This window comes from Luteibacter jiangsuensis (assembly GCF_011742555.1).
In the GTDB taxonomy this organism is placed as follows: domain Bacteria; phylum Pseudomonadota; class Gammaproteobacteria; order Xanthomonadales; family Rhodanobacteraceae; genus Luteibacter; species Luteibacter jiangsuensis.
In genome coordinates this window covers 101,197-123,626 of sequence record NZ_JAAQQR010000006.1, presented here as the reverse complement: position 1 = coordinate 123,626, position 22,430 = coordinate 101,197, and the positions used below count along the sequence as shown (strand labels likewise).

At 64.8% G+C, this 22,430-nt stretch carries 17 protein-coding genes and 1 tRNA gene; 10 read left to right on the top strand and 8 right to left on the bottom strand.

Going from position 1 to position 22,430, the window contains the following annotated elements; translation table 11 throughout:
• Nucleotides 1–6: 6 nt before the first annotated feature.
• The 5 genes from pgaD to HBF26_RS13970 all read right to left on the bottom strand — a co-directional run bounded on the left by pgaD (nt 7) and on the right by HBF26_RS13970 (nt 6,036).
• Entirely contained in the window at nt 7–450 is a 444-nt protein-coding gene (pgaD, locus tag HBF26_RS13990) for a poly-beta-1,6-N-acetyl-D-glucosamine biosynthesis protein PgaD (RefSeq protein ID WP_167127675.1), read from the bottom strand.
• Nucleotides 447–1,697: a poly-beta-1,6-N-acetyl-D-glucosamine synthase gene (pgaC, locus tag HBF26_RS13985; RefSeq protein WP_167127672.1), complete on the bottom strand. Its 1,251-nt coding sequence runs from the start codon at nt 1,695–1,697 to the stop codon at nt 447–449. Before pgaC ends, pgaD begins: the two co-directional genes overlap by 4 nt.
• Entirely contained in the window at nt 1,694–3,565 is a 1,872-nt protein-coding gene (gene pgaB, locus HBF26_RS13980; RefSeq protein WP_167127669.1) for a poly-beta-1,6-N-acetyl-D-glucosamine N-deacetylase PgaB, read from the bottom strand. Before pgaB ends, pgaC begins: the two co-directional genes overlap by 4 nt.
• Nucleotides 3,566–3,570: 5 nt before the next feature.
• Nucleotides 3,571–5,592, bottom strand: a complete 2,022-nt coding sequence (pgaA, locus tag HBF26_RS13975) for a poly-beta-1,6 N-acetyl-D-glucosamine export porin PgaA (RefSeq protein ID WP_167127666.1) — start codon at nt 5,590–5,592, stop codon at nt 3,571–3,573.
• A 252-nt stretch (nt 5,593–5,844) separates the two neighbouring features.
• The gene (locus HBF26_RS13970) at nt 5,845–6,036 is read right to left on the bottom strand and encodes a hypothetical protein (RefSeq protein WP_167127663.1); all 192 of its coding nucleotides are present in this window, start codon (nt 6,034–6,036) and stop codon (nt 5,845–5,847) included.
• A 123-nt stretch (nt 6,037–6,159) separates the two neighbouring features.
• Between HBF26_RS13970 and HBF26_RS13965 the strand changes: the two genes are divergently transcribed.
• From HBF26_RS13965 to HBF26_RS13955, 3 genes are all read left to right on the top strand, one after another.
• Complete coding sequence (locus tag HBF26_RS13965; RefSeq protein WP_167127660.1) at nt 6,160–6,516, top strand: type II toxin-antitoxin system prevent-host-death family antitoxin; 357 nt, start codon at nt 6,160–6,162, stop codon at nt 6,514–6,516.
• Nucleotides 6,513–7,142, top strand: a complete 630-nt coding sequence (locus HBF26_RS13960; RefSeq protein ID WP_167127657.1) for an ATPase — start codon at nt 6,513–6,515, stop codon at nt 7,140–7,142. Before HBF26_RS13965 ends, HBF26_RS13960 begins: the two co-directional genes overlap by 4 nt.
• A 476-nt stretch (nt 7,143–7,618) precedes the next feature.
• Nucleotides 7,619–7,951 (top strand): hypothetical protein, encoded by a 333-nt coding sequence (locus HBF26_RS13955; RefSeq protein ID WP_167127655.1) that lies wholly within the window; start codon nt 7,619–7,621, stop codon nt 7,949–7,951.
• 156 nt (nt 7,952–8,107) lie between these two features.
• On the opposite strand, the gene HBF26_RS13950 is transcribed toward HBF26_RS13955, so the two are convergent.
• Together HBF26_RS13950 and HBF26_RS13945 are read right to left on the bottom strand one after the other, a co-directional pair.
• Nucleotides 8,108–8,183, bottom strand: a tRNA-Ala gene (locus HBF26_RS13950).
• A 73-nt stretch (nt 8,184–8,256) separates the two neighbouring features.
• Nucleotides 8,257–10,026, bottom strand: a complete 1,770-nt coding sequence (locus HBF26_RS13945; protein WP_167127652.1) for an oleate hydratase — start codon at nt 10,024–10,026, stop codon at nt 8,257–8,259.
• 155 nt (nt 10,027–10,181) lie between these two features.
• Here HBF26_RS13945 and HBF26_RS13940 point away from each other — a divergent pair, with 155 nt between their 5' ends.
• From HBF26_RS13940 to adhP, 5 genes are read left to right on the top strand one after another with little or no spacing between them, the layout of a single operon-like run.
• On the top strand, nt 10,182–11,336 hold the full coding sequence (locus HBF26_RS13940; protein WP_167127649.1) for an NAD(P) transhydrogenase subunit alpha: 1,155 nt from the start codon (nt 10,182–10,184) through the stop codon (nt 11,334–11,336).
• 14 nt (nt 11,337–11,350) lie between these two features.
• Entirely contained in the window at nt 11,351–11,641 is a 291-nt protein-coding gene (locus HBF26_RS13935) for an NAD(P) transhydrogenase subunit alpha part 2 (protein WP_425482998.1), read from the top strand.
• A gap of 2 nt (nt 11,642–11,643) precedes the next feature.
• The gene (locus HBF26_RS13930; RefSeq protein WP_167127643.1) at nt 11,644–13,059 is read left to right on the top strand and encodes an NAD(P)(+) transhydrogenase (Re/Si-specific) subunit beta; all 1,416 of its coding nucleotides are present in this window, start codon (nt 11,644–11,646) and stop codon (nt 13,057–13,059) included.
• 45 nt (nt 13,060–13,104) lie between these two features.
• On the top strand, nt 13,105–14,496 hold the full coding sequence (locus HBF26_RS13925; protein ID WP_167127640.1) for an NAD-dependent succinate-semialdehyde dehydrogenase: 1,392 nt from the start codon (nt 13,105–13,107) through the stop codon (nt 14,494–14,496).
• A 15-nt stretch (nt 14,497–14,511) separates the two neighbouring features.
• On the top strand, nt 14,512–15,540 hold the full coding sequence (adhP, locus tag HBF26_RS13920; RefSeq protein WP_167127637.1) for an alcohol dehydrogenase AdhP: 1,029 nt from the start codon (nt 14,512–14,514) through the stop codon (nt 15,538–15,540).
• An 85-nt stretch (nt 15,541–15,625) separates the two neighbouring features.
• Here the strand turns inward: adhP and HBF26_RS13915 are convergent, their stop codons facing one another.
• The gene (locus HBF26_RS13915; protein ID WP_167127634.1) at nt 15,626–16,744 is read right to left on the bottom strand and encodes a ribonuclease D; all 1,119 of its coding nucleotides are present in this window, start codon (nt 16,742–16,744) and stop codon (nt 15,626–15,628) included.
• 108 nt (nt 16,745–16,852) lie between these two features.
• On the opposite strand from HBF26_RS13915, the gene HBF26_RS13910 reads away from it, so the two are divergent.
• Both HBF26_RS13910 and HBF26_RS13905 read left to right on the top strand, forming a co-directional pair.
• Entirely contained in the window at nt 16,853–18,808 is a 1,956-nt protein-coding gene (locus HBF26_RS13910) for a formylglycine-generating enzyme family protein (RefSeq protein ID WP_167127631.1), read from the top strand.
• A gap of 479 nt (nt 18,809–19,287) precedes the next feature.
• Nucleotides 19,288–22,341, top strand: coding sequence for a TonB-dependent receptor (locus tag HBF26_RS13905; RefSeq protein WP_240151359.1), 3,054 nt, complete (start codon nt 19,288–19,290; stop codon nt 22,339–22,341).
• Nucleotides 22,342–22,430: the final 89 nt, after the last annotated feature.

The following is a 22,430-nucleotide window of genomic DNA, read 5'->3' as shown; positions in this document are numbered from 1 at the left end:
TTTCGCTCAGGCGGCATCGTCCAGGGTCATGAAGCCATCGGCGGAAACGCTGATCACGGCGCGGCGGTGGGCCTGGATCTTCAGGGCATCTTCCGTGGACGCCCCGATCGCTGCCGCCGTCTGCGCCACGCCGACCGGCTTGTTTCCACGGCGCTTCTGCTTGCCGGCGAAGCGCGCGTGATTGTATCGGGACCAGGAGAAGAAGATCGTGGCGCATGCCACGGCCACGATCAGAATGACGTTGATGTCCCCACCGTTGTCGACAAGATCGAACACATGCAGCTGTACCCACGCAGTGCGCACCCCGAAGGCCCAGGCGAGAAGGGTCAACAAGGGCAGCCACAGGAAGGCCCAGAAGAGCCAGGCGAAAACCGTAAGGGTGGCGAATGCGGCGCGTTGAGTGTGCGACTGGCGCTCCGGCCGCTGGATGATGATGGCTTCGGCTTTCATCGCAGTCCCCGGTCCGGGCTGACCCAGATGGCGCGCGTGCCGCGGCGCTTGAACAACGCCTTGGGAAACGCGACCACCGACGTCGCCGTATTGAGCAGCCAGTACACCAGCGGGTACCAGATCATCCAGTAGTAGTTCCGGCCGATGCGCGTTTCATAGCGGCGGTCGATCAGCAGGCTGATGAGGAACTGCGACAGGCAGATCACGCCGAGCACCACGCCATGCCACTGCGGAAGGAGCGTCTGGACATGCAGTGCGGGCGGCAGTGGAACGAATTGCCCCAGCACCCAGAGCACGATGATCGCCGCCATCGTGTACGACCAGGCCAGGCTGGTGATGTACTCGAAGGCTACCGGCCACATGCGCCGCTGGCGCCACTTGAACAGGCGGCGCGTGTAGCGAAGCAATACCTCCGAGCCGCCTTGTGCCCAGCGCAGGCGTTGCTTCCACAGGCCGCGGAAGGTTTCGGGCATGAGGATCCAGCACAGCGCATTGGGTTCGTAGCGAATCTCCCAGTGCCGCATCTGCAGGCGCCAGCTCACGTCGATGTCCTCGGTGACCATGTCGGTGTTCCAGTAGCCGACGTCGTGCAAGGCACTCTTGCGAAAGCAGGCGATCACGCCCGATACGGTGAAGATGCGTCCGTAGATGCGCTGCGCGCGCTTGATGAGGCCGATGATCGACGAGAACTCGCCGACCTGCACCTTCCCCAGAAGGGTGGAGCGGTTGCGGATGCGCGGGTTGCCCGTGACGGCCGCGACGCGCGGGCTGTCGAGCATGTGCATCATCATCCAGTGGGTGGCGTAGTCGTCCAGCAATGCATCGCCGTCCACGCACACGAGGAAATCGGCACGCGAAGCGAGCGCGGCCGCGCGAAGGCCCATGGCCTTGCCCTGGTTGCTCGACATGTGGATGACCCGCAGCGAGGGATACTGGGCCATCAGTTGATCGAGCTGCGCGCCGGTGTCGTCGGTGGAACCGTCGTTGATGGCGATGATTTCAAAGTTCGGGTAGTGCTGCGAGGCCAGGTGGGCGATGGTCTCGCGCACCTGCTCGCCCTCGTTGTGGCAGGGCACCACGAGGCTCACCAGCGGATATTCCGGCAACGGGGTGGGGTGCACGCGCGGGGGCTCCCGTCGCTCCCAGCGCATGAAGTAGATGACGCCGCCGCTCATCCAGAAAAGCGACATCACCAAGGGGTAATAGAACGCGAACTCCAACAGGGCGTGAAGGATGCCACCGTTCATCGCGCAGGCTCCGGGTAAGGGTAGTCGGCGGAGGAAATGGCGGGTCGAATGACTTCCAGGGCCGGGCGGTCGTTGAGGAAATCGTCGGGGTAGTAGCCGATATGGCGCACGCCCAGGGCCTGCACGGTGCGCATGCGCGTGGCGATGTCCCGCGCAAGGACGGGCCGGTGCGTGCGCCAGTCCTGCGTCGCGAATTCGAACAGCGTCTTGTCCATGGCCCCGGGTGTCGCCTTCACGGCGGCCACGAGTTTGCGGTACCAGCCCAGGCGGTCGGCCTGGGCGTCGAGTTGCGGCATGGCCATGACCGCGGTCATGTCATAGGCACGATTGAAGGCGGCAAGGCTCTGCGCGAACCAGGCTTCCGCGGCGGGTTCCACAATCGGACGGGTGTAGATGTTGCGCGCGGTGCGGAGCTGCGGACGCCACAGCTTCATGCGGGCCGTCAGTTCCTGCGTGAAATCGATGAGCGCCTGGGTGTTCTGGGCCGGGGTGTTGTGCGCCCACGGACCGAGGTTGTCCGTGTCGCGCAGGTAAGCATCGTCGGAATACAGCACGCCGGCTTCGGCGGCGTGCATCGCCAGGTCCTCGTACACGTCGCCGATCAGGGCCCGCACCTTCGGATCGTACGGTGCGAGGCGATAGTGGTCGCCGCCGGGTTTGGGCTCGCCGGCAAGCGTGGGCAGTGATTTGCCGGGGAAACGGAAAGCGAGCACCGGCATCCATGCGTACACCCGCACGCCGGCGCGGGTGCGAAGCTGCCATGACACCCGCGAGAACAGGTCGGCCCGCACGGGCAGGTGGCGATTGGGGAAGTACACCGCGTCGGCGACACCGTCGCCATCGGGGTCCGCGTACGCCTGCAGCCAGACGTCGGTCGGATTCATGCGCTTGATGCGGTCCAGCAGCTTCGACAGGTTGCGGTCCTGCTGCGCCGGATCGGGGTCGTACACGTAATCGAGATCGACCTGCACCACGCGCGCGGGATCGATCCTGGCCTGGTGGCGGATGAGCCAGCCGAGCCGGTTCGCGGTGACGTTGTCGCTCACCAGCAGGCGCGGCACGGTTCGCCCCGGCTCCAGATCGGGATTGCTGTCGCTCAGGCTGAAGGTGACTGTCATTCCCACCTCGGCGGCCGCGTCGCGGCCGATCCGGGTGTACTCGCCGTACGGCCACGCCAGGGCCCGCGGCCGCACGCCGATGTGCTGTTCGATCTCCCGCGAACTGTGTTCGAGGTCGTCTCGGATGCGTGCGCGGTATTCGTCGACCGTTTCGTACCGGTGCTTCGCATCGTCATAGCTCAGCGACGCCGCGGTCGGCAGAAGATTGCCCTGCGGATTCGCGTCGTGGCCCTGGTGCATGGCCCACGAATGCGAGGCGATCTCCACGAGTCCGGATTGGTGCATTTCCGCCACCTGGTCCCAGGTGAGGAAACAGGAGCGGTCGCAATCGCTGCCGTTGTAGGGCATGCGCTTGCCGTCGGCCAGGTCCATCCAGGAGCCGACCAGTGCCTGCACGGCGGGATAGTTGTACGCGCGCAGCAGGGGATACACGCGCGTGTAGAAGCTCTCGAGGCCATCGTCGAAGGTGAGCAGCACGGCGTCCTTCGGCAGCGGAGCGCCGCCGTGGCTCGCCTGCACCACCTGTTCGAGGCTGACGACGTGGTAACCGTTCGCCTTGAGCCAGTCGAAGTGGGAAATGAGGTGGTCGGTACTGATAGCGTCCGGATCGCGGTCGCCATGGGTCCCGACGTCGTCACGGACATCGTGGTACGCGAGCACGATCAGGGCCGGCCGCACGGCGGCGACCGGTTGCGCGAACGCGGGAAGCGCAAACCCAAGCAGGGCCAGCAGGATCAACAGCGGGCGCATCGTTCTCATTCTCCCCAGTGCAGCGTCAGGTCGAGGACGACGCGGTGCTCGCGCCGTCCGTCGTACGGTTGGTTGTGCCAGCCCAGGCCCCAGCCGACGTTGAAGCCGGGCCCCGTCTGGATCACTTGCCCGTAGCGAACGCTGGCCATCCAGTCGGTGGCATAGCCGCGTTCGGCGTACTGGCCGACGGCGACGTCGATGCGTTGGGTGACGCTGCGGTCGTAGAACTGGCCCAACAGGTTCTGCAGACGTCCGGTCAGGGCGTAGCTGCGATCGCGGCGGGGATTGAAGTAGGGCCGGTCGGTTCGCGAATTCGTCGAGCCGCCGATTTCCACGCCACCGTCCAGCGAGAGGTTGGGGGCGGTGTGCAGACGCTGCACGACGGCTGCCAGCCACCCGTTGCGCCGGTTCCCGTCGCTGAAGCGGTCGCGCGAAAGCCCGATGCGTGCCTGGGTCAGTTCGCTGGCGCGCCAGGTGACCGCCGTATCCAGCGTCTTCGCGGAGATGCCGTAGTACTGCGCACGAAGCGGCGTGTCGTCGCCCGCCGTGCTGTAGTCGGCCGCCCAGGACCAATGATCCGACAGCGACCAGTTGAAACCAGCCTCGGTCGCCGTCTTGCCGACGTAGCGGTCGGCGGAGGGCAGGGCCTGCACGTAGCCCTCGAAGCCATAGGCGTAGCCACGGATGCCGACGCCCGCCCGTGTCCGGCGCACATCGCCTTCGGGAAGCTCGGCGGTGGAATAGCGTCCGAGCGCGACGATACGCCAATGGTTGTCGATGAGCGGACTGGCGATGGTCGCCTGGGTGGTGGCGTCGCGATCGCCGAAATCCGGGCTGGAGCCCTTGCCGCGTTCGCTGTCGATATCGAACTGCCAGCCGCGCTCGCGCTCCCACGATTCCCGTGCACGATCGACACGCTGGTTGCGGGAGGCGAGCGCGTGCGCCGTGTCCAGGTCGGCATCGACGGCTGCGTAGTCGTTGAGCACGCGTGCGGTGTTGGCCTTGCCGATATAAGCGCCGGCCTCGCGCGGGTCGAGCGTGAGGGCGATATCGAAGTCGTCGCGGGCGCGCCGCGGCCATCCGCGGGCCAGCTCCACCATGCCGAGTTCGCTGCGCAGCTGCGCATTTGCGGGCGCCTCGCGATTCAATGGCTCCAGCCGCGCATAGGCATCGGCATGCATCTCCACGTAGTCGCGCACGGCGGCGGCGTTCAGGTCGGCGTCGACCTTGCGCTGGTTCTGCGCCGGTGCGGCGATGCCGCGCACGCGTACCCACTGCGGTTCTTTCGCGGCGAGATCGTCGATGGTGCGGAAGGCTTTTTGCGTCTGCCCGGATTCGAGATACGCGTACATGAGCCCGATGCGCGGCTCGCTCTCCGTGCGGTCGTACGGGCCGGGGTCCTTCGCGATGCTGTCTTCGTAAAGTGTGACCGCCTCGGCGGGGCGGCGCTTTGCCAGCAACGCGTCGGCGGCTGCGCGCTCCGCATACGGGGGCAGCGTTATGCCTTCTGCGCGAAGGGCGTCGTAACGGGAAACGGCTTCGTCCGCATGGCCCGCGCGCGCCAGCGCCACGAGCAGGTCGAAGCCGGCGCGCCGGCGCAGGTCGGCCGGCAACGACGGGTCATCGGCGACGTGCCGGGCGTCTTCCACGGACTTGTCGGCTTCCACGTAGGGGTGGAACGGATCGGCGGGCTCGCCGTCGGCCCAGCGGATCTCCTTAGCGACGCGATCCGCCCGAAGGCGATAGGTGTCGGCTGGCGAGAGTCCAGGTCGGAGCGTGGCCGCCAATTCTCCGGCGCGCGCGCTGGCGCCCAGTTCCGTCAACAAAGTGACGTTTAGCGCCTGCGCTTCCGGGTCGTTCGGCCATCGCGAGAGGACTTCCTGGCAATGCGCAAGCGCATCGACGCGCTGTCCCTCGTCGCGTTCGTGACGGGCCCTGGCCAGCAAGGCATCGCGGTCCGCCGGGGCGGCCGCCGCGGCGGCTAAGGGCCCGTGGAGGGCCAGCGCGAGCGCGAAGCACAAACGCATCCCTGGCACCCGTGCTGCGCACGGGCGTGTCGTCGAATTCAGTTTCATCCTGCCAACCAGCTCCATTCCGGCGTTCCGGAGCGAAATCCCGGTGCCGATGGTGAAGAAAAGGTCGCTGTGTGTTGCTGCCTTGGCGACCAAGCCCGCTATTGTCGCCGCAAACACCGTGCCAGAGACACCCGATAAGTGCTTCTACCGGGCCTGCCATGCGACCTAGGCCGAAAGTTATATGCCGCCACGATGCGGAATGGCTCAGTGCTTTACCGACGCCTGCAACGCTGCCGCCAGTCCGGCGTCGCCGCTGAGCACGTCTTTCCACGCCAGCGAAATGCCGTTGCGCTTGCCCTTGCCAACGAGCTTCAGGCCGTCGGGATCGATGGTCAGCGTGTACGCCTGGCCGTCGACGTCCAGTTCGCGCTTCAGGGGTTTGTCCAGAGGAGTCATGGGCTTTCCAGCTCAGTCAGGGTGACGCGAGGATGGCGCCGTCCATGTCGGGGGAGGGTGTATTGTCATGGCCCAAAAAGGGAATTTAGGGTATATTGACCATGAGTCCTACAGGATCCGACGATGGCCCTGACCCTCAAGCTCGATCCCCTCGAAAATCTGCCCCGCACGCCAGCTTCCGACGTGAAGAAACTGGGCTGGCGCGGTGTCATGCGCGCGATCGGGCGCAAGGGCAAGGTGGTCGTCACGAATCACAGCGAACCCGAGGCGGTCATTCTCTCGGCCGAGGAATACGGCCTCATCCTCAGGGCGCTCGACGATGCCGGTGCGCGCCAGGCGTCGGCCCTCGACACGCTTCGCCGCCGATTCGACGAACGTCTGGCCTCCTTGCAGGCCGACGACGCCAACGAGCGGCTGCGCGCGCTGATGCAGGGTCCGACCACGCTGGCCGGCAAGGTCAAGGCCGGGGAGTCTCATTGACGGGGCGGCCTGTCCTCTACGTTCTCGCTGGCGTCAACGGAGCAGGGAAGAGTTCGATCGGCGGATACCGTCTGCGGCAGGCCGGCCTGGACTGGTTCAATCCCGATGCCTTCGCGCGGGAACTGGTTGCGTCGACCGGTTGCGGCCAGACCGAAGCCAATGCCATGGCATGGCAGGAAGGCATGCGGCGTTTCGACGATGCGATCGCCGAGCGCGCGGCCTACGCCTTCGAAACCACGCTCGGCGGGCGCACCGTGCCCGCGAAAATCGCCGAGGCGTCGCGCACGCACGACGTGCTGATGTGGTTCTGCGGATTGTCCTGTCCGGAGAAGCACATCGCCCGGGTGAAGGCGCGCGTGGCGGCGGGCGGCCACGACATTCCGGAAGCGAAGATTCGCGAGCGCTATGTCTCCGCACTGGAAAACCTCGTGGCGCTCATGCCGTCCATCGCCTTTCTACAGGTGTACGACAACAGTGTCGATGTCGCCCGTGGCGAAGCGATCCCCGATCCGACCCTGCTGGCCGACATCGAAGGAGGCACGCTCGTCCGGCCGACGGACCTGGCAACGCTGCGTCTTACTCCGGACTGGGCGAAGCCGGTGTTGGCGGCTGCCATGCCGGGGTAGGGTGGGCTCGCCTGTTCGGCCTCGCATCGGCGCCTTTGCCGTGGTGTGGCGACGGACGGTGTGGGTTGTTGTTGGGAGAGCCGGAGCACGAGCCGATGATGTGCTCTCGCTTCTTCCCGACCGAGGCGCTGGGCGCCTGCTTTCGAAGGCACGACGGTAGGTGGGGACGCTGCGAGACCGTCGCGTCGCGCTCTTGTGGGAGCCGCTTCAGCGGCGATGGGTGCTCGCGGCATGCGTGCCCGCTACCGCGGGATCGCCGGCGTAGCCGGCTCCCACAGAACGCGTCGCGATTCGTTCCTCGTGCGTATGGAGGCGTTGTAGGAGCCTTCCACCCACCGCCGTGGCCGCACCGTCCGAATAGCGAGCCGCAGTCCCCGGAAATGCGCGAAGACGCTTCTTTATCGCGCTTTCATAAAGTGTATATACGAACGCATCGGACCTTATATTCAATAGTCTGGCTAACAACGGAGTTTGTCGTGAGTTTTGACTGCGTGCTTCACATTCAAGAGATTGGCTACGGTGAGCCGATCGACTGGACTGCCATCAAGGATCAGGTCCTCGCGCTATTGGTTAAGGATGGCATCCACGAGGTTGTGCTTGATGACCTGCAATTGGCGTTCAGTTCAGGGCAGGCACCATTCCGCCTCCATTCCGCACACTTGTGCGACGTACTCGGCAGGGTGGCAAAGCTCCTACCGGACGCTCATTTCGAGGCCCGGGGGTTGGGGGAGGAGTTTCGCCATACATGGATTCGTGAGTTTAAAAACGGCGAAACGGTCTTTGAGGCAGGTCCGTGGGACTATGAGTGAAGCGTCAGCCTATCGGGGGGGCACGTGGCTTCTGGGACAGTGACGGGATAACCCGCGTGAGGCGCCCCGTGTCACCGGGTATGGGACAAATCGAGGACACGGAAAGCAAAAAGGCCGAGAGTTTGCGTCCTCGGCCCTTCTGTACGTGCTTGATTTTGGTGGAGCGGAGGAGGATCGAACTCCCGACCTTCGCATTGCGAACGCGACGCTCTCCCAGCTGAGCTACCGCCCCACGAAGCGCGAACTATATCAGCGATCCTGGCGACTGCCAACATCCTCCGGGGCGCCGCCGCGCGGTCCGCGGGTCATGGCTCCGGGATCAGGTGGAAGGCCTTCAGCAGCTCCCCGACCTCCGTGGCTTCCAGCTTCTTCAACAGGTGTTTGCGCAGGAACTCGGGGCCAGGAAAGTCGATCGGCTTGCCGTCCCGCAACGGGCCGATCGCGGCGAGCAGGGTGCGGATGTCGTAGGTCGAGTTGAAGACCTCGGGTACGCCGCGTTCGACGTCGAGCAGCGTGTAGACAGCTTCCATGGGCGTGCGCACCGAATACTCCGTCGTGAAGATGCAGTCGCGCTGCCTGGATTCCGCGAACTGCCCAATGAAGGCGAAGTTCACCGCCCCCTTCGGCACCACGTCCGGCCGGTCGCCCGCCTGGCGCGGCATGAAGAAGGCGGTGATGTACGGCATCATCACCGGTACAGTTCGCGCCCCGGTGGCGGCGAGTTCCGGAATGTCCTCGACCGGTACGCCGAGGTGATAGAGCCATTCCTGCGTGATTTCCTCGCCCGTGCAGTCCTGCATCGGCTTTTTCACGTAATCGCCCGGCCGGTCCACGAACAGAGCATAGAGCCAGCCGACGATCTGGTCTTTCGGCTGCTTCCTGAAATGGGGCTGGCGACTCACCGTCCAGCTCATCAGCCAGCTCGAGTCCTTGACGGTGACGATGCCGGCCGTCACGACCTTGCCGCTGAACGGGTCGCGCTTTGCGATCCGTTCGATGTATCGGGGAATGCGTGCGTCCAGCGTCGTGATGGTCGCCGACGCCCATTTGGTTTTCGGGATGTCGCCCCCGAACACATCCGGGCGGCCAAAGGCAGGGTCCTTGGCCGCGATGCGGCGCCACAGGTCCCAGGCGGGAGCCGGTCCGTCCTTCAGTCTTGCCGGCGTGTGGTGATCGCCGTCGTCCGAATTTTCGGTCAGCGAGCCGATCGTGATGAAGGCAAGATCGTCGGGTCCTAAATCCACGCCGCCTTCGACGCCGTTCTCGATCCAGTGAATGCGCGTGGCCTGTTTGGTGTCGCCCTGGATGACGAAATCCACATCCGTCACCGTGATCCCGTAGCGGAACCGTACGCCTCGTTCTTCCAGCCACTTCACCAGCGGCAGGACCATCGATTCGTACTGGTTGTAGCGGTTGAACTTAAGCGACGAGAAGTCGGCAAGGGAGCCGATGTGGTGAATGAAGCGATGCAGGTACAGCTTCATCTCGAGCGCCGAATGCCATTCCTCGAACGCGAACATGGTGCGCCAGTAGAGCCAGAAGTTGCTCTTCAGGAACGCTTCGCCGAACACCTCGTCGATCCGCTTGTTTTCCATTTCCTCGCGAGTGGCGAGGAAGACTTCGACCAGTTCCCTCTGCGCCTTGTCGCTCAAGGTCAGGAGTGCCTTATCCGGCACATCCTGCCCTCGATTCTGCGTGACACGCTGGAGCGAAACGTTCGGATCGTCCTTGTTGACGCGATAGAACTCGTCCAGAACGCTCGCATCCTCGATTTCCAGTGACGGAATCGAGCGATAAAGATCCCACAGGCACTCGAAGTGTTCTTCCATCTCGCGGCCACCGCGGATGACGAAGCCCTTGTCCGGCACGTCGAGACCGTCGAGCGCACCGCCCGGCAAAGCGAGCTCTTCGAGAATGGTGATGCGCTCTCCGGCGACACCGCCATCGCGGATCAGGAAGGCGGCTCCGGCCAGCCCGGCAAGGCCCGAACCCAAGAACCAGGCTGTTTTCTTATCGGCACCTAGCGGCTTGCGGGGGCGAACGAAGGCCTCGTAGTTCCCACTGCTGTAATGCATGGCTCGCAATTCCTCGCGGTTTGGCAGGTTGGAACGCACGATAACAACCGATATTCGGTTGCACATGATCTGTGTCAATTCGGCCAGGGCCGAAGACGCCTACGTTCTCTTATGCAGGCACGCCGGCAGGGTGGGCCAACCATGTGGAGCAGTGAATGGCGATCGAGATAGCGGTGCTCAGGGAAACCGGGCCCGGAGAGAGACGCGTTGCCACGGTCCCGGCGGTCGCTGCGCGCCTTGCCCGGCTGGGCGCATCGGTGACATTGGAGCGCGATGCGGGTTTGCGTGCGACGTTCCTCGATCAGGCCTATCAAGGCGTGGCCTTGGCGGATACGGCACCGGCGCTGATGGCGAAGGCCGATATCGTCCTGGCCGTGCAGCCTCCGTCCGTCGAGGCGATCAAGGCCATGAAGCCGGGAGCGGTGCTGATCTCGTTCCTCTATGGCGCCCAGAACCCAGCCCTTGTCGCCGCATTGCGCGACGGCAAGATAACGGCCTTCGCCATGGAGCGCATTCCGCGCATCAGCCGGGCGCAAGCGATGGATGCCTTGTCGAGTCAGGCCGCGCTTGCGGGTTACTACGCGCCGCTGCTGGGTGCCGTGCACATGCCGCGCATCCTCCCGATGATGACGACCGCCGTGGGTTCGCTCCGTGCCGCCACCGTCCTGGTAATGGGGCTGGGCGTGGCCGGTCTCTCCGCGCTGGCCACCGCGCACCGGCTCGGCGCCATCACCGAAGGCTACGACGTGCGACCCGAAACGGCCGAACAGGCCCAGTCGCTTGGCGCGAAGTTTGTCGATACCGGCATCGATGCCCGCGGCGAAGGCGGCTACGCCCGCGAACTGACGGCGGAAGAACAGGCGAAGGTGCGCGAGGTCGTTTCGCGGCATATCGCGCAGGCCGACATGATCGTCACCACGGCAGCGGTGCCGGGTCGGCGTGCACCCATCCTCATCTCGGCGGAGCAGATCGCGGCGATGAAGCCGGGCGCGGTCATCGTCGACCTCGGTGCCGAAAGCGGCGGCAACTGCGAGGGCACGCGGCCGGGTGAAACGGTGACAGTGGGCCACGTGACGATCCTGGGCCCGCTCAACGTGCCCTCGGCGCTCGCACAGCATGCGAGCGAACTCTATGCGAAGAATGTCCTCAACCTGGTCACGCTGTTCGTGAAGGATGGCGCGATCGCTCTCGACTTCGACGACGAGGTGATCGCGGGAACCGTCCTCACGCACAGCGGAGAGATACGCGACGAAGGAGTCAGGAAGGCCGTGGAAAACATCGAACCATCCTGCGTGGAGACGGCGAAATGACCATGGATACCACAATGACCTGGCTTATCGCGCTCTACATTTTCATGCTGGCTGCCTTCACGGGTTACGAAGTGATCAGCCGCGTGCCTTCGATCCTCCACACGCCACTCATGTCCGGGTCGAACTTCATCCACGGCATCGTCGTGGTCGGCGCGCTCCACGCGCTCCTCAACGCGACGACGCCTTTCGCCCAGACCGTGGGTTTCATCGGTGTCGCGCTCGGTGCCGCCAATGCAGGCGGCGGCTACGTCGTGACCGATCGCATGCTCGCCATGTTCAAGTCCAGCGGCAAAGGGAAGAACTGAACATGCTGATTCAGCACATCGTTGGGCTTAGCGGCCTGGTCGCCGCGTGCCTATTCATCTTCGGTCTCAAACGCATGTCGTCGCCGGTGACCGCGCTATCGGGCATCGTCGTGGCGGGCATCGGCATGGTGGTTGCCGTGGCGGCCAGTTTCCTGGTGGTGTTCGACCTGCCTGCCGACGTTGCGCCGAACCGAGTCGTGAATGTAATGCTCGCCGTCGTCGCGTTGTGCGTGGGTGGGGGCTGGGCATTCCTGCGCGGGCGCAAGGTCGGCATGACCGCCATGCCGCAGATGGTGGCGCTCTATAACGGCATGGGCGGTGGCGCGGCTGCTGCCGTGGCAGCGGTGGAACTATCGGCCCGGGCCGAGCCTACGGCGCTGGGCATGGCGACGACCGCTGCCGGCGCATTGATCGGCGCCATCTCGTTGACGGGTTCTGTGATCGCCTGGGCCAAACTGGACGGCAAGATACAGAACCCGTGGCGCTTCGCAGGGCAGCGCATCGTCAACGGCACGCTGTTTCTTGCCACGGTCCTCTTGGGCATCGCGCTCGTTGTGTCTTCAGGCAGCCCGCATTTCGCACTGTTGGCGATCCTGTTCTTCGCTGGCGCCCTGGCGTTCGGTGTCATGATGACCTTGCCCATCGGCGGCGCCGACATGCCGGTGGTGATCTCGCTGTACAACGCGTTCACCGGTCTGGCCGTGGGCCTCGAAGGCTTCGCGCTGCAGAATCCGGCGCTGATGATCGCGGGCATGGTGGTGGGTTCGGCGGGCACGCTGCTGACCCTGCTGATGGCGAAGGCGATGAACCGCTCGCTCGCCAATGTGCTGTTCTCCAACTTCGGCGATGGCGCCGCCCACGGTGGCAGCGAAGCGCACGGGGAGATGAAGAGCGCCGATGCCAGCGATGCCGCCGTCGCCATGCGGTATGCGTCGTCCGTCATCATCATTCCCGGCTATGGCCTTGCCGTGGCTCAGGCGCAGCAGAAGCTCTACGAGTTCGTGAAGCTGTTGCAGGCCGCGGGCGTAACCGTGAAGTTCGCGATCCATCCGGTGGCGGGTCGCATGCCCGGCCACATGAACGTGCTGCTTGCCGAAGCCGGCGTGCCGTACGACATCATCTTCGACATGGAAGATATCAACGCCGAGTTCCCCGCGACCGACGTCGCGCTGGTCATCGGCGCCAACGATGTCGTGAATCCGGCCGCACGTACCGACACATCGTCGCCGATCTATGGCATGCCGATCCTCGATGCCGACAAAGCCCATCAGGTCTATGTCGTCAAGCGCGGCCAGGGCAAGGGCTACTCGGGCGTCGAGAACCTCCTTTTCTTCGAAGACAACTGCAGCATGGTTTACGGCGATGCCCAGGCCGTGCTGACGCAAATGGTTCAGGCAGTGAAGGATCTGGCGGCCTGACCGCTCTCGAGATCGCAGCTCCCTACTCACAAAGGACAAAGTCAGATGGCCTATGCAACCACCAATCCGTATACCGGCGAAACCATTGCGACATTTCCCGATGCAACGGACACCGAAGTCCGCACCGCTCTGGACAAGGCGGATGCGGCGTTCCAAAAGTGGCGGGACACGTCGTTCGCCGAGCGCGGGCGCATCCTGCAGAATGCCGCGAACATCCTGCGCCGCGACAGCGACGCCTTCGCGAAACTGCTGACGCTGGAAATGGGCAAGCTCGTTGCCGAGGCGAAGGCCGAAGTGGAACTGTCCGCGAAGATCTTCGAGTACTACGTGCAGCACGCGGAGGAACTGCTGAAGCCGGAGAAGCTGCCCGTGCTCGACCCCGCGGAAGGGGATGCGATGCTCGTGCACGAACCGCTGGGCGTTCTGCTGGCGATCGAACCCTGGAACTTCCCGTATTACCAGATCGCACGCATCCTGGCGCCGCAGCTTTCGGCGGGCAACACGCTGATCCTCAAGCATGCGTCGAACGTTCCGCAAAGCGCGGCCGCGTTCGAGAAGCTGATGGCCGAAGCGGGCCTTCCGGACGGTGCGTTCAAGAACCTCTATGCCACCCGTGAGCAGATCAACCTGATCATCAACGATCCCCGTGTCCACGGGGTGGCGCTGACGGGCTCGGAAGCCGCCGGTGCCGTGGTCGCCTCCGAGGCCGGCAAGGCGCTGAAGAAGTCGACGATGGAACTGGGCGGCGCCGACGCCTTCGTCGTCCTGGCCGATGCGGATATGCCCAAGACGATCGACTGGGCGGTGTTCGGTCGCCACTGGAATGGCGGCCAGGTATGCGTTTCTTCCAAGCGCATGATCGTCGTCGACAAGGTCTACGACGCCTTCCTCGACGCCTATCGCAAGGGGGTGGCGAAGCTGGTGGCCGGCGACCCGTCCGATCCGAAGACCACGCTTGCTCCGCTGTCGTCGCAGAAGGCGGCCGACGACATCAAGGAACAGATCCGCAAGGCGGTCGAACTGGGCGCGAAAGCGGAAGAGGTCGGTCCGCCCGTGCCGAGCCAGGGCGCCTTCGTGCAGCCGACCATCCTGACCGACGTCGGCGAAGACAATCCGGCACGTTATTGGGAGTTCTTTGGCCCGGTGTCCATGCTGTTCCGCGCGAAGGACGAAGAGGATGCAGTGCGCATCGCCAACGATTCGCCGTTCGGCCTGGGCGGCTCCGTCTTCACGTCCGACACGAAGCACGGCGTGGAAGTGGCGAAGCGCATTTCCACCGGCATGGTGTTCGTCAACCACCCGACGAAAGTGGAAGCCGATTTGCCGTTCGGCGGCGTCCGCCGCTCCGGTTATGGCCGCGAACTTCTCGGCCTGGGGCTGAAAGAGTTCGTCAACCACAAGCTGATCGACGTCGTCGATATCGACGCGCACTTCTAAAGCGAGGAACAAGCCATGGACAGAACGATGAAAGCCGCGGTCGTCCGCGAATTCGGAAAGCCGCTCGTAATGGAAGAGGTGGTCGTGCCACGGCCCGGCACGGGGCAGATCCTCGTGAAGATCGCCGCCACGGGCGTTTGCCATACCGACCTGCACGCCGCGGAAGGCGACTGGCCGGTGAAGCCCAATCCGCCCTTCATCCCCGGCCATGAGGGTGTGGGCCATGTGGTCGCGGTCGGTGCCGGCGTCACGCACGTCAAGGAAGGCGACCGCGTGGGTGTGCCGTGGCTCTACGACGCCTGCGGCCATTGCGTCCATTGCCTGGGCGGCTGGGAAACCCTCTGCGAGCAGCAGCACAACACCGGTTACTCGGTCAACGGCAGCTTCGCCGAATACGTGGTCGCCGACCCCAACTACGTGGGACACCTGCCCGACAACGTGTCGTTCATCGACATCGCGCCGATCCTGTGCGCTGGCGTCACGGTCTACAAAGGACTCAAGGTGACGGACACCAAACCCGGTGACTGGGTGGTCATCTCCGGCATCGGCGGGTTGGGGCACCTTGCCGTCCAGTACGCGAAGGCCATGGGCCGAAACGTCATTGCGGTGGATGTCGACGACCGGAAGCTCGAGCTCGCCAGGTCGCTCGGCGCGTCGCTCGCGGTGAACGCGCGCAACGAAGACCCGATGGCGTTCGTGAAGAAGCACGTGGGCGGTGCCAAGGGCGTGTTGGTCACCGCGGTATCGCCCAAGGCCTTCGAGCAGGCGATGGGCATGGTGGGCCGCGGGGGCACGGTGTCGCTGAACGGTTTGCCGCCGGGCGATTTCCCGCTGCCGATCTTCGACACGGTGCTGAACGGCGTGACGGTGCGCGGATCGATCGTCGGCACGCGGCTCGACCTGCAGGAAGCGTTGAACTTTGCGGGCGAGGGCAAGGTGAAGGCCACGATCTCGACCGACAGGCTCGAAAACATCAACGACATCTTTGCGCGCATGCACAAGGGCGACATCCAGGGGCGCGTCGTGATCGATTTCGAGCACTAGCCGGCGGATTGGCCGTCGGGTCGTCTTCGTCGACGGTCCGGCGGCCCCGGAAGCGAATTCCCGCCCGCCCGTGGGCGGGGATGCTTCAGCCCGGCAACAGCGGCGCAAGCCGCTCGTGAAGCACGCCGCGGCGCCAGCCTTCGAGGGCTTCCGGCCACGTGCCCGTCATCACGTACTCTTCCATCGAGCGGCGTGCGCAGAGCAGGCCGGGCGGGATGTCGAGTTGCACGGCCAGGGTGTCCACCGCGCTGCGCATTTCGTTGATGGCACGCTTGGCGTCGCCCACGGGGTGCCCGACGACCGGTGCCGTTGCCTCTATTTCTTCGGCGTCCAGCGGGCGGCGGAGCAGTTCGAACAGTTCCTGGCGCTGAGCCGAGCGCAGGGCCCGCGTGCCGCGGGTGCGCTCGTCGAACCTGGCCGGCGCATCGGGCACATTACCCACGAGATCCAGCGCCTGCACGTCTTCGAGCAGCCACGACCGTGGTTTGTCGAGTTCGCGGGCCGTGACCTCGCGCCAGCGCAGCACGCGGCGGAGCAGGGCCTGCTTCTCGCGCGGCCATTCGCTGGCCGCCTTGAAGCCGCGTTGCGGCTGCGGGTCGCCCTCGCGATGGCTGGCGCGGCGCTTCATGCGGGCGCAGTCTTCCGCGTGCCATGCCGTGCGGCCGCGCTCCGCCAGCCGTTCGGCCAGGATCGCGTGCACGGGGTGAAGGTGAACCACGTCCAGCGTGGCGTAGAGCTTCTGCGAGTCCGTGAGCGGGCGCTGCAGCCAGTCGCTGCGTGTTTCGCCCTTGTCGAGCTCCGCGCCGACCAGCTCCGCGACCAGCGCCCGATAACTGATGCCCAGGCCCATGCCCACGAAGGCGGCTGCGATCTGCGTGTCGAACAAGGTGTGCGGGCCGTCCGGCAGGTTGGGCGCCAGGGCTTCCAGGTCCTCGCCGGCGCTGTGCATCACGGTGACCACGGGTTGCGCGGCGAACACGGGCTCCAGCGCTTCGCGCAGGGGAACGGCGAGCGGGTCGATGAGCGCATAGCGTTCGTCGTGGGCGAGCTGGAGCAGGGCCAGCTGCGGGTAGAACGTGTTCCGTCGCATGAATTCCGTGTCGAGGCCGACGATGGCGTGCGGCCCTATCGGGGCCAGCCAGGCGTCCAGTGCCTCGCGGCGTTCGATCCAGGGGGCGTCGGGGGCGACGTCGCTCGATGTCATGCGGATTCCTCGAAATTCCGGGCCGCGTCGACGCCTCGTGTTGCCCTGCCGCGCGCGATTCCCTAAGGTGGCAGCGCACGATAGCAGGCCAGCACGGAACCGCCCACCATGCCGAATACCGAGACCGTCCGCCGACAGCGCGCCATAGGTGGGGCGCTCGGTGTCGCCGTGCTCGCGTTCGCGCTGTTTTATCACTTCTTCCCGCAGGCGCTGCATGTGCAGCGCACGCAGAACACGCCACGCTCCGCCCTGCGTGGTCAGCCGGCGGTCATGGGCTTCGACCAGCGTCCGCAGGCGGCGCCCCCGTCCGTCGCATCCGAGATCGATGCAGGTCCGCCCATCATGTTGGCGCCCGCCGCCGTGATCGCCGCGCGGCATCGCGAGAAGAGCACCGATATCCAGTTGCCCGCGCAGAAGACGCCCGACTCGCCCGAACTGGCCGCCTTGCTCGACCGGGGCGACAAGGCGCTGGCGGCCGACCGGCTCGTGGGGGGCAAGGACAGCGCCGCGGCGCTCTTCGCCAGCGCGCTCAAGCAGCAGGCGGACAGTCACCGGGCCCTTGCCGGCATGGACGAGGTGCGTGCGCGGCTGGCCGCCGGTATCGAGCAGGACATCGCGCTCGGGGACGCCGACGCCGCCAGGGAATCCCTGGCGGCGCTGAAGGCCCTGCCGTCGTCGGCACCCGTCGCCGCGCCGTTGCAGCAGAAGCTCGAGGTGCTCGACAAGGTACGGCCGCTGCTGGGTCAGGCCGCGGCACAGCTGCAGGCAGGAAAAACCACGCAACCGCGGGGCGACAGCGCCCTCGATACCTACCGCACGGTGCTTGAGCTGGATCCGGAAAACGCGGTGGCGGAGCAGGGTATCAACACCGTGCAGCGCTCCGTGCTCGACAAGGCTCTGGCCGCCGTCGCGCAGAACGATTTCGCCGCCGCGGACGCCGCACTGGCGGAAGCGGCGACGATCCTGCCCGAATCGCAGGCGCTGCAGGACACGCGGGGGCGCATCGAGGGCATGCGGCGGCAGAACGCCACCACCATGCTTGCCCAGGCGCGCTCGGCGCTGGATGCCGGCAACATCGATCTTGCCGCACAGCTTGCCGCCAAGGCGCAGCAGATCAGCCCCGACCTCGCCGGCATCGACGACTTCAACGAGCGGATGACCAACGCACGCCTGTATGCGAGCTACAAACCGGGGCAGGTGTTCGCCGACCGCTTCCTGGACACCGCGGGCCAGGCGCCCGCGATGGTCGTCGTGCCGACGGGCACCTTCACCATGGGCTCGCCTGAAAGCGAGAACGGCCACGACGCCAACGAGGCGCCGGCGCACGAAGTGCAGGTAAGCAAGGGCTTCGCCATGGCGCGCAGCGCCGTCACCATCGGCCAGTTCCGCGACTTCGTCAGGTCGTCGGGCTATGTGCCACAGTCGCAGAGTCTCGGCGGCGGCAGCGTCTACGACGAGCAGAGCGGCGGCCTGCGCGACGACGCCTCCGCCACCTGGCAGGACGACTACGCGGGCAAGCCGGGGCAGGATCGCCTGCCGGTCATCAACGTCTCCTGGAACGACGCCAAGGCCTACGCCGACTGGCTGTCCAAACGCAGCGGCAAAACCTATCGCCTGCCCAGCGAGGCGGAATTCGAATACGCCCTGCGCGCCGGCAGCACCACGCGCTACTGGTGGGGCGACGGCAATCCCACGTCCCGTGTGGAAAACCTCACGGGCGGCAACGACCGTTCCGGCTCGGGCCGCCGCTGGAGCAACGCGTTCACCGGTTACAAGGACGGCTACTGGGGTCCGGCACCGGTCATGAGCTTCGCACCCAATCCGTTCGGCCTGTACGACATGGGCGGCAACGTGTCCGAATGGGTGGCCGACTGCTGGCACGACAACTACGTGCGCGCGCCGCGCACCGCCGAGGCCTGGGTGAACCCGGGTTGCGCGCGCCGCGTGATCCGCGGCGGTTCCTGGGGCAGCGCACCGAACATGGTGCGCTCGGCGTATCGGCAAGGCGCATCGGCGGACTTGCGCAATGCGCGCGTAGGATTTCGCGTGGTGCGGGAACTCTGACGGGTCGCAGCCCTTACTCTCGGTTCATCGCGTATTTCCGGGGTGCGTGGCGTGACCGCACCGACGGCTGCCGGTTTTTCGACCACGTACGAGAGCCGCGCGATCCGCGGTAGCTCCTGGCGCAGCGCAAAGAGCATGGTGCGCCCGGCCTGTCGCCAGGGCACCCGCGCCGACTTGCGCAATGCGCGTAGGATTTTGCGTCGTGTGTGATCGCCCACCATGCGATTTCGCAAGTTATTGCCGACGTTAAAAATTACTTCTGAAATCTATTGACTTGTCATCATATGGACGCCTAGTCTCGCCCTCGGCCCGCAAACGATTTGGACGTCCGAATAGTTTGCTTGGTTAACCGATACCTCTGTTCGGCGCGATGAGACATCGTTGCTTGGGGAAGCAGTTGCGTCGCACTGACGGTATCGCCTGAAACGCGGGTGTAACCCAACTTTTTCATTTCGAATCACTTTCCTTTGGGGGAGAGCATGGAATTCTTTAGAAGCGAGCGGCGCACGATCGTGCGGCCGTCGGTGCTGGCTGTCGCGCTGGCACTGGGCATGGGGGCTACCTGCACGGTTTTTGCGCAGGCAACAACGGGTTCCATCTTCGGTCAGGCGCCGGCCGCGGCGGGCGAATCCGTCACCGTGACGAGCGACAGCGGTTTTACGCGCGATGTGCCGGTCGATGCGGATGGCCGTTACCGTGTCGGCAACCTGCCGCTGGGCAATTACACCGTCAGCCTGAAACGCGACGGTGCGGTGGTGGATTCGCGCAAGAACATCCAGATCAAGGTGGGTGGCGCCTCGGACGTCTCGTTTGCGAGCGCCGCGACTGCAGCGAATGCGCAGTCGCTGGAATCCGTCACCGTCTCCGCCAATACCTTGCCTCCCATCGATACCTCGACGGTCGATTCGCGCACCGTCGTGTCTGCCCAGACACTGGCTCGTTTGCCGTTGGGTCGTAACGCGGAAGCCATCGCGCTGCTCGCCCCAGGCGCCGTCGCCGGCCAGAGCACGCTCGGCAATGGCCGCTTCCGCACGGTGTCGTTCGGTGGTTCCGGTGCCTCGGAGAATGCGTACTACATCAACGGCTACAACACGACCGATCCTTACAAGGCCCTCGGCGGCGTCGGCCTGCCGTACGGTGCGATCGACCAGCAGGAAGTCTATACCGGCGGCTATTCGGCCAAGTACGGCCGTTCCGACGGTGGCGTGATTTCGCAGGTCGGCAAGCGCGGTACCAACGAGTGGCATTTCGGAGCGCAGATTCTCTGGGAGCCGAAGTTCGCCGCGTCCAATCCGGGCAGCGTCTATTACGGCAGCCGTCCTCTGCCGGCCGGCTACGGCTACCAGGACACCAGCAAGGTAGGCGCCATCTACCGCAACGGTGAAGACAATACCAAGTGGACGCAGACCTACAGCGCCTACGTCGGCGGTCCGCTCATCAAGGACAAGCTGTTCTTCTTCGTCGCGGCCGAGGCCGAAAAGTCGGAAGGCACCAGCACCTCGAATGTCGAGGCCAACCCGGTCGCGAACAACCACTATACGTACAACCTGCCGAAGATCTACGCGAAGATCGACTGGAACATCAACGACAGCAACATCCTCGAGTTGACGGGGATCCACTCGACCGACGAGCAGCGCGGCTACTACACCGGCTACGATTACGATACCCGTACCAGCACGGGTCGTACCGGCGCGGATGCGGATACATCGAAGATCACGTCGAAGTATGCGATCGCCAAGTACACGTCCTACATCACCGATGACGTCACGCTCACGGCGACCTATGCGAAGGGGTGGACGGACGATTACCTGCAAAACCCGACACCGGACATCGACCAGCAGCCGTACATCTACAACCCGGCGCTGCAGAATCCCGCGCTCAACGGCGGCACCCCCATCACGAACCTGAACTCGTCGCAGACCACCCAGGATCCGCGCGCGGGTAGCCGTACCCACGGTCTCCGCCTCGACCTCGAATGGCAGCTGGGCGATCACCACCTCGCCGGTGGTATCGACAACATGCATTACAAGGGTATCGACGAAGGTACGTTGACGAGCGGCCCGGGGTATTACTGGCGTTACTTCCACTCCGCCAATCCGGGCACTCCCATCAGTGTGGGGCAGGGTATCGGTGCGCCGGGCGGCGACGGCTATTACGTGCGCCGTGTAGTCTTCTCGAGCGTGACGAACATGTCGCTCGACCAGCGCGCGCAGTACCTCGAGGATCGCTGGCAGGTCAACGACAAGGTTCTGTTGAGCATCGGCTTGCGTAACGACGGCTTCAAGAACTTCAACGACAAGAACAAGCCGTACGTCAACAACCAGGCACAGTGGGCACCCCGCCTCGGTGCGTCGTGGGATGTGTTCGGCGACTCATCGCTGAAGATCTACGGCAACCTCGGCCGCTATTACCTGGCGTTGCCGAACAACGTCGCAGTGCGTGGTGCTTCGTCGTCGACCTATACGTACGAGTATTTCAACTACACCGGTATCGACCAGAATGGCCGCCCGACCGGTCTTACCCAGCTGGGTGGCCTCGTGTCGCCGGACGGCGAGTTTGGCCAGCCGATCGACGCCCAGTCGGTCGCGGCGCGCGACCTGAAGTCCCAGTACCAGGATGAAGCGATCCTGGGCTTCGACAAGACCCTGGGTTCCGACTGGGTCACCGGCGCCAAGGTCACGGTACGCAAGCTGCGTACGGCGATCGACGACGTCTGCGATACGGGCAAGATCGCCGACAAGATGACCCGCGAGGGTCTCGACCCGGATTCCGTGGTCATCCCGAACTGCGTCATCTTCAATCCGGGCGACACCAATACGTTCAGCCTGGCCAACGTCGATGGCTCCGGCCGCACCGACGTGAAGATGAACCAGGAAGACTGGGGCTTCACACAGAAGGCCAAGCGTTCCTATTACGCGCTGGACCTCTACCTGGAACATCCGTTCGACGGCAAGTGGCAGGGGCGCCTCGACTACACGTTCTCGCGTTCCTACGGCAACACGGAAGGCCAGACGAAGTCGGATATCGGCCAGACGGACATCTCGAAGACGCAGGATTGGGATTCCGCCGAGCTGATGCGTTATGCCAATGGTCTCCTGGCCAATGACCGTACGCACCAGATCAAGGCTTACGGTGCCTACCAGATCACGGACGAATGGCTGGTCTCGGGTAACCTCCGTCTTGCCTCCGGCGCGCCGAAGTCGTGCCTGGGCTTCGAGGACGGCGAGGCGGATCCGGATCCGATCGGTTACGGCTCGTCGTACCACAACTGCAACGGTATGCCGTCGCACCCGGGCGACAAGCGCAATCCCTGGTACCGCCAGCTCGACCTCGCGGTGACCTACCGTCCGTCGTACTTCGAAGGCAAGCTCGCCTTCGGCCTGTCGGTCTTCAATGTCACCAACGAGCGTAAGCCGCTCAACAGCTACGCGACGTATGAAGCGCTGCCGCAGACCGTGCTCAACAACTACGGTCTCGGTCAGTACTTCCAGAACCCGCGCTACGCCCGCCTGACGGCGACGTACGACTTCTAAGCGACGCTTCGCCCATAACTAGAAATGTCCCGTGAGGGTCATCGCGTGTTTCCCCAGTGCCGCCTGCTACCGCAGGCGGCCTTTTTATT